The 6,960-nt window shown below is 69.7% G+C and carries 2 protein-coding genes; both read left to right on the top strand.

The features are described from left to right. Positions 1 to 5,094 (top strand): SDR family NAD(P)-dependent oxidoreductase (locus VF330_RS33530; RefSeq protein WP_330855726.1); only part of this gene is annotated, 5,094 nt, incomplete at its 5' end. Next, a complete protein-coding gene (locus VF330_RS33525; RefSeq protein WP_330855725.1) occupies positions 5,091 to 6,545 on the top strand; it encodes an NAD(P)/FAD-dependent oxidoreductase in 1,455 nt (484 codons plus the stop codon). The genes VF330_RS33530 and VF330_RS33525, both read left to right, overlap by 4 nt. Positions 6,546 to 6,960 lie beyond the last annotated feature (415 nt).

Genomic DNA, 6,960 nt, shown 5'->3' with positions numbered 1-6,960 from the left:
GAGGACGCGCTCACCATCAGCTACCACCGCGCGAGCCTGCAGGCCCGCCTCGCCGGACGCGGGGCCATGGTCGCGGTGGATGTACCGGTCGCGGAGGTGACACCGTTGCTCGTCGACGGTGTCTCGGTGGCGGCGGTCAACAGTGCCCACAGCACGACGCTCGCCGGTGAGCCCGAAGCCGTGGCGGTGGTGGCACGACGACTGGAGGAGATCGGCGCGTCGGTGAGGCCGTTGCAGGTCGAAGTGGCCTACCACAGTCCGCAGATGGACGAGATCCGCGAACCGCTGCTGTCGGCGTTGGCGAAGATCCGTCCGCGCGAAGCGGCGGTCGCGTTGTTCTCCTCGGTCACGGGCGTCCAGGTCGACGGATCGGAGCTCGACACGGACTACTGGTGGGACAACGTACGTCAGCCGGTGCTGTTCGCCGACGCGATGCAAGGGCTGCTCACCCTGTCCCCCGGCGTCGTGCTGGAGGTGGGACCGCATCCCGTGCTGGCTACTGCGATCGACGAGACACTCGGCACCCGCGCCGTGGTGCGACTGGCGTCCCTCCGTCGGAAATCACCGCAGCGGCAGCACCTGCTGGAGACGCTGGGACGGCTCTACACGGCCGGTGCCGATCCGCGATGGACTGGGCTGCGGGCAGGACCTCGCAGCTTCCTGCGGCTGCCGGCGTACCCGTGGCAACGCGACCGGCACTGGCTCGAGTCCGCCCGGTCCAGGACACGACGGCTCGGCACCGGAGGTCTGCGGCTGAGCGGTCGGCCCGCCGAGTCGGTCACCCCGGCCTGGCACCTGGAGCTGTCCGGCTCGGCGTTCCCGTACCTCGCCGACCACCGGATCGGTGATGCCGTGGTGTTCCCCGGCTCCGGCTACCTGGAGGTGGCACTCGCCGCGTTCCCGGACGACGAGCCGTGCGGGTGGGAGAACGTCGTGTTCCACCGCCCGCTCGTACTCACTTCCCCGGCCGTCACCGTGCTGCGGGCTGACTACGACCCGTCCCGGCGGCTGCTCACGCTGCACAGCCGAGGCCAGGAGGACAATGCGGCCTGGACGCTCCACGCGGAGCTGCACCGTGTGCATCTCCCGAAAGTCACCGCGCCACCGCCGCGGTCGCCCTACGCGTCGTGGACTCGCGAGGTTCCATCAGTCGAGCACGACGACGTGTACGCCATGCTGGCCGGGACCGGGCTGAACTACGGCCCCGCGTTCCGCTCCGTGCGGCGGATCTGGTTCCGCGAGGAAACTCGCGAGATCCAGGCAGAACTGCGGCTCGACACGGCTCCCTGGGACGGCCACCGGTTGCACCCGGTCGTGCTCGACGGCGCTTTCCAGGCGGTGATCGCCGGCTCCCACCTGATGAGTGTCGACGCTGCCGGTGAGGGCACCTACGTCCCGGCCGGGATCGAGTCGCTGCGCTTCTTCCGCCCGCCCGCGACCCGGTTGTGGGTGCGCGGGCAGGGCCGGGAAAGCACCGCGCAGGGACAGGTCGAATGCGATCTGACCCTGCTGACGGACGGCGGCGAGGTCGTCGCGGAGGTGCGCGGGCTGCGCGCGAGGCGGCTGGCCGAAGCCGACGCGGAACGGTCGAAGCTGCTGTACGAACACCGCTGGAGTCCCGAACCGGCCGAGCCGGTCGCCGGGGCCGACGGGCTCTGGATCGTCGTGGGCTCGTCCGAATCCGGTGAACACCTCGTGAGCGCGCTCCGCGAGCTCGGCGGCGACGTCGTGCACGTGAACCGCGAGGAAGATCGGTGGCCCGAACGCGCGGCGGCGACAGCGGCCGGTTGCCGCGCGGTGGTGTACGTCGACGAGGTGGCCACTGAGCACGAGTACTCCTGTGCTCCCGCCGCGCCACTGGTGCGGCTGGTCCAAAGTCTACCGGCCAGGTCCGGCGCACTGATCGTCGTCACCACCGAAGCGCAGAGCGTCTCCGACGACGACCCGACCACCTCCCCCGCCGCTGCCGCGTTGTGGGGGCTGGGCAGGGTGATCGCTGCCGAGAGGCCGGAGTTGCGCTGCCGCCTGGTCGATCTCACGTCCGATCCAGCGTTGTCACCGGAGAAGATGGCTGAGGCGCTGGTCGCGGAACTCCTCCGCGACTCCCTCGACGAGGTCGCGCTGCGCCGGCACGGGCGGTACGTCAGGCGGTTGCACCCTGCGGACGACCGTTCCCCCCTGGACCACGTCGCCGTGTCCACCGACGCCACCGCGATACGCCTGTCACCGCCTCGGAGTGCGGGCGCGGACCTGGGGTTCGCCGCCACCACCCGCACGCCACCCGGTCCAGGTCAGGTCGAGCTCGCGGTCTCGCACGTCGGCCTCAACTTCAAGGACGTGCTCAAGCACACCGGGCTGATCTCGCCGAACGCGCTGGAAGGCAGCCATTCCGGTGACGCACTCGGCATGGAGTGCTCGGGCACCGTGATCGGTGTCGGCGCCGGCGTGATCGGACTGAGGTGCGGAGACGAGGTGTTCGCGCACAGCCGCGACCTGTTCACCTCGCACGTGACCCTGGACGCGGTGCGCGTGGCGAAGAAGCCCTCCGGGTTGTCCGCGGCGCAGGCGGCATCGCTGCTGCCGGTGGTCACCGCCCACTCGTCGCTGGTCCGCCTCGCCGGCGTCCGGGCGGGTGACCGCGTTCTCGTGCACTCCGCCGGCGGCGGCGTCGGGCTGGCGGCGGCGCGGATCTCGAGATGGCTCGGTGCCGAGGTGTTCCTCACCGCGGGCAGCGAACGGCGGCGGAACTTCCTGCGAGAGGAGGGGTTCGCCTTCGTCACCGACTCCCGCTCGGCGGCGTTCGCGGACGACGTGCTCGCGTGGACGGCGGGCGCCGGTGTCGACGTCGTCGTCAACTCGTTGCCCGCCGACATGATCCAGCACAGCCTGAGGGTGCTGAGCACGTTCGGACGGTTCGTGGAGCTGGGCAAACCAGGCGCGGTCGCCGACCACGCGGTGCGGCTGGCTTCGGCGCAGCGGGCGTTGTCGTTCCACTCGTTCGACTACGACCAGCTGATGGCGTTGAGGCCGCAGGACGTCCGAGAGCGCATGCTGGAGGTCGCCGCCCTGCACGAGCAGGGCTCGGTCGCCCCTCTGCCCGTCACCGAGATCCCCGCCGACGAGGTCGGCCGGGCGTTCCGGGCCATGGCAAGCCCGGAGCACCTCGGCAAGATCACGGTGAGGATGACCGGTGAGCCGGTGACGCTGCCGGCGGCGTCACTGCCGGATGTGCCGGTGCGGCCCGGCGCCACCTACCTGGTCACCGGGGGCCTCGGCGGGCTCGGGCTCACCGTGGCGCGGTGGCTGGCCGACAACGGTGCGACCCACCTGGTCCTGGTGGGCAGGCACGGTGTCACGACCGACGAAGCCGCGCGGGCGGTGGAGGAACTGGACGAGCGCGGAGTGCACGTCCTGGTCGAGCAGGCGGACGTCGGTGACGCCGCCCAAGTGCACGCGCTCTTCGCCCTGGTCAAGTCCGAACTGCCGCCGATCAGGGGGATCGTGCACTGCGCGGCGAGCTTCGACGACGCCGTGCTCGCGGACGTCGACGTCTCCCGGCTGCTCGAGGCCACCCGGCCGAAGGCCGACGGGGCATGGCACCTGCACCAGGAGACCCTGGACGAGGACCTCGACTTCTTCGTGCTGTTCTCCTCGTTCGCCGCCCAGCTCGGCGCTGTCGGGGCCGGTGCGTACGCGACGGCGAACGAGTTCCTCAACGGCCTGGCCAGGCATCGGCGGTCTCTTGGATTGCCGGCGACGAGCATCGGCTGGGGCATGGTCGACGACGTCGGGGTGGCGGTGAGCCGGGGCGGGTACGTCGGCGACGTGCTGCGCCGCACCGGACACGCCGGTATGGCGCCCGAACGGCTGCTCTCCGAGCTCGGGACGTTGCTGCGCACGCGGCCGGTCGAGGCCTCGGTCGCCGACGTCGACTGGCCGCGCTGGGCACGCGCCAACCCCCAGTTGGCGGTCCTGCCGAAGTTCCGCGGCTTGGTGCCCGCCGAAGGCACGCACCGCGCGACGGACGACGCGGTGGCGGCACGGCTGCGGGAGTTGAGCGCCGCCGACCGCGCCGGGTTGCTGCCGGGCCTGGTCGCGCCCCTGCTGCGACAGGTCACCGGCCTGGACGAGGCACAGGTCCGGCACGAGGCGGTGGACATCGACTCCCTGACCGCGGTGGAACTGCGTGTGCTGCTGCAGAAACACCTGGGGGTGGCGGTTCCCTCGGTGCGGCTGCAGCGCAGTCTCACGGCCGACTCACTCGTCTCGCTGCTGGGCGACGAACTGAACCAGGAACGACCTGGAACCGCGATGGGGTTCACCGTCCACGAGATCACCTCCTCCGACGGGCTGGTGATCTACGGTCATCTCAGCGCACCTCCGGGTCCCGGTCCGCATCCTGCCGTGGTGGTGTGCACCGCGGGAGAAGGCGGCGCGTTGAACGCCGACGGCGAGTACGCGCACATCGGGGCGCACGTCCCGCTCAACGCGGCCGGTCTCGCCGTTCTCACCGTCGACCACCGCGGCGCTCCCGGGCACGGTCCCGAGTTCCGCTCGCGGGCGGAGATGGGTGACCGGGAGGTGGACGACGTGGTCGCGGCCGCGCGGTATCTCGCGAATCTGCCCGAGATCGACGGCCACCGGATCAACGTCTTGGGCACGAGCAGGGGCGCCTACACCGCGTTGCTTTCCCTCGCCCGTGCACCGGAGTGCTGGCACCGCGCCGCGCTGCTGGTGGGGCTCTACGACCCCGACCAGCTGGTGGCGGCCGAACTGGCACAACCGGGTTCACTACTGCCGGTCCGGCCCGAGATCGAGAAGGCCGACATCACGGCCCACTTCGCGGTGCCGCGACGACGGCCGTTCCAGCTGGTCGATGACATCACCGCGCCGCTGCTGCTCGTGCACGGCGACGAGGACCGGGTGGTCCCCGTGTCGCAGGCACAGGAGTTCGCCGCACTGGTCACCGAGGCGGGACGCACGGCCGAACTGCTCGTCCAACCCGGTCTCGCACACGACAGCGACCACGAGGACCCGATGTGGTTCGAGATCTGGCCGGAAGTCAGCGGCTTCCTGCTGGGCGGCAACCGATGACCACCCGCACCGAGGTGGTGATCATCGGTGCCGGCATGTCCGGAATCGCACAGGCGGTCGAGTGCGTCCGCAGCGGAATCCCGTTCGTGGTGCTGGAGAAGGCGGACGACCTGGGCGGCACATGGCGCGAGAACACCTACCCCGGCGCGGCATGCGACGTCGAGTCGGATCTCTACTCCTACTCGCACAGCAAGAACCCGCGCTGGAGCTCGACGTTCGCCGGACAGCGGGAGATCCACGCCTATCTCCGTGGCGTGGTGAAGAAGTGGGGCATTCTCCCGCACATCCGTTTCGGCACGACGGTTGTTCGCGCCGAGTGGCAAGAAGCGGATTCGAAGTGGCACGTGTCCACCTCGGACGGCTGGCTGTACGCGGGTCGTTTCCTCGTGCTGGGCGTGGGCGGACTGCACGTGCCGAAGGTCCCCGAGCTGCCCGGTCGGGAGGTTTTCCAGGGCGTCGCATGGCACTCGTCCCGCTGGAACCACGGCGAGGACCTGGCAGGCAAACACGTCGCACTCATCGGTGTCGGCGCCTCAGGAGTACAGGTGGCCCCGCATCTGGCGGAACACGCCGCGTCACTCACCGTGTTCCAGCGCACCGCGCCGTGGGTGCTGCCGAAAGCCGACAAACCCGTTCCCGCACGGCGGCAGTGGTTGTTCCGGCTGCTGCCGATCGCGCAGTCCTGGCACCGCCTGCGCCTGTACCTGCGCAGAGAACTGCGGGGGGTCGGTTTCCACCGCAAGCCGGACGCACTACGGGTGGCCGAACCTGTTGTCCTGCGGCACATCGAGAACCAGATCGCCGACCCCGCTCTGCGGGCGCTCGTGACCCCGCCCTACCGGCTGGGCTGCAAGAGGATCCTGTTCTCCAACGACTACTACGCGACGCTCGCCCGACCTCATGTCCGCGTCGTCGCTGGAAGTCCGGCGGCGCTGGGACCGTGTTCGATCGTCGATGACACCGGCACCTCGCACAAAGCTGACGTGGTGGTCTATGCGACCGGGTTCGACCTCATGGGGGCGTTCGACCGGATCGACATCCGAGGGATCGGTGGGCAGCGCCTCAGCGAGATCTGGCGCGATGGCGCTCTCACGTACAACGGAGTCGCGGTGCCGGGCCTGCCGAACCTGTTCATCCTGCTGGGCCCTAACGGGTTCGTGCCCTACACCGGCGCGGTGCACAACATCGAGACGCAGGCGAGATATGTGGCCAAGGCCGTCCTCGCGACGGAAAAATCGGCCATGCATGTCAAACCTGAGGCAGCTGCGCAGTTCCAGGAAGAGCTGCGTGCGCGGTTCGCCCGCACGGTGTGGCACAGCGGCCACTGCCGAAGCTGGTACCAGAGCTCAGGCAGGAGCGGCACGGTTCTGTGGCCCGGGTCGACCCTGGAGTACAGGTGGCGTCTGCGGCGGCTCCGGCGTGCGGACTACCAGTTCTCCGGCAAGAGGTGAGACGGAACACGCTCCACCTCTCCTGCGGCCGAACCGGGTTTGCAGGGCACCTTGCATTGCCCTTAATGCTTTCGGCGGACCGATCAAGTTGATCCACGCTGCTCAGGATAGTTCTACTGCCAGGTAACCGGCGTCGACGACTCCCTGGAACGTCGACTACCGCTGTTTCGCCCTGCCCGCCGCATCCCTGACAGGAACCACCCAGTGACAAATCCAGTCATCGAGCCCGTCCGGCCCCATGTTGCCGTCCGCTTCGCGGTCCTCTTTGTCGGGGGTTTGTGGTGAATGTTGTGTTTCCGCCTGAGCTGGATTGGTTGTGGATTCTGGTCGGGGGTCAGAAGGCGGCGCGGGTGGATGTGGCGGCGACGCGTGCTCTGGCGGCGGAGTGGGTGTCGGGTGGGATGTCGCTGGAGGA

Origin of the sequence: Lentzea sp. (assembly GCF_036380075.1) — a bacterium.
Lineage (GTDB): Bacteria > Actinomycetota > Actinomycetes > Mycobacteriales > Pseudonocardiaceae > Lentzea.
This window is presented reverse-complemented; position numbering and strand designations above follow the sequence as displayed.